The sequence below is a fragment of the Candidatus Contendobacter odensis Run_B_J11 genome, from assembly GCF_000531125.1.
GTDB lineage: Bacteria > Pseudomonadota > Gammaproteobacteria > Competibacterales > Competibacteraceae > Contendibacter > Contendibacter odensensis.
Map to the genome: position 1 here is coordinate 1 of NZ_CBTK010000083.1, position 1,355 is coordinate 1,355.

Consider the following 1,355-nt stretch of genomic DNA (forward strand, 5'->3'; position numbering starts at 1 on the left):
TCTTGCAGCACCAGCCATTCGATATACGAAGTCATGCTGCGGTTTTGTTGGTCTGCCCGTTTCCGAAGCAATTCCTTGAATTCGGGAGTAACGACCATGTTGATAGTGGTTTTTACAGGCTTTGATTCCATCAGATACCCCTTGCAAAATAAAGATATATTCATTATTGTAGCAGCTATGGTCATTCGCCCGAAAGCCTTCAAATTTATCTTTGAACCGACTCCCGAACAGCGTCATCAACGGGCGGTCGAGTTCGGAAACGCTCGGTTCGTGTGGAACCGCTGCTTGGAACTGCGCCGCACGGCATGGGAAGAACGCCAAGAACGCAATAACTACGTCTCGCTCAATAAGCAGGTGACCGAATGGAAGCGTGGAGAATTCCCTTGGTTGGCAGATTCCGCCGCCTGCTGTCTGACGCAATGCCTGATTCACCAGGATAAAGCGTTCGACGCCTTCTTTCGCCGCGTCAAGGCCGGACAGAAACCCGGCTATCCGAAATTCAAATCCAGGTATGACCGCCAGTCAGTACGCTATCAATTGGATCAACGTCAGATTCAAAGCACCTACAGCGCAGGCGAATTCCTAAGACTGCCAAAGCTCGGTTTTCTGAATATCCGCTGGTCGCAAGTTCCAGCAGGTATCCCAAAAATGGCGACGGTCAGCAAGACGCCCGATGGGCGCTACTTCGTGAGCTTTGCCTGCGCAGTCGAGATTCAGGCGTTGCCGCTGACCGGGAACACCATCGGTCTGGACTTGGGAATCAAAGAGGTAGTAGTGGGGTGGAACGGAACTGAAGAAAGCCGCTCCGGCAATCCAAAGCACCTGAAAAAGCAACTGCGGCATTTGAAAAAGCAGCAACGCCGCTTAGCACGGATGCAGAAGGGCAGCCACCGCCGTGCTCGGCAACGAGTCAAGGTTGCCAAGATTCATGCCCACGTTGCGGCGATGCGCGCTGACTTCCTGCATAAGACCACCACGGCCATTGTTCGCAGCGCTGAGGTGATTAAGCTCGAAGATTTGAACGTCGCCGGGATGCTGAAAAACCACTGCCTCGCGGGCGCTATCGCCGATGTCGGCATGGGCGAGTTCCGGCGGCAAATCGAGTACAAAGCGGACTGGTACGGACGGCAAGTGGTGGCAGTAGACCGCTGGTTTCCGAGTAGCAAAACCTGTAGCGCGTGCGGTAGTTATCAGAACGCCATGCCGCTGAAAATCAGAAATTGGACGTGTCCCGATTGCGGAACGCGGCATGACCGCGACGTGAACGCGGCCAAGAATATCTACCGCTTTGCAACCGGCGGGGAGCCGGGGATTGCGCGTGGAGGGAGCAAGAACTTGTCTAGTCATGTGCTAGG

1 protein-coding gene is annotated in these 1,355 nt (G+C 54.3%); it reads left to right on the forward strand.

What is annotated here, in order from left to right; translation table 11 throughout:
* Nucleotides 1-177: 177 nt before the first annotated feature.
* Nucleotides 178-1,355 (forward strand): RNA-guided endonuclease InsQ/TnpB family protein (locus tag BN874_RS06965; protein ID WP_034431732.1); only part of this gene is annotated, 1,178 nt, incomplete at its 3' end.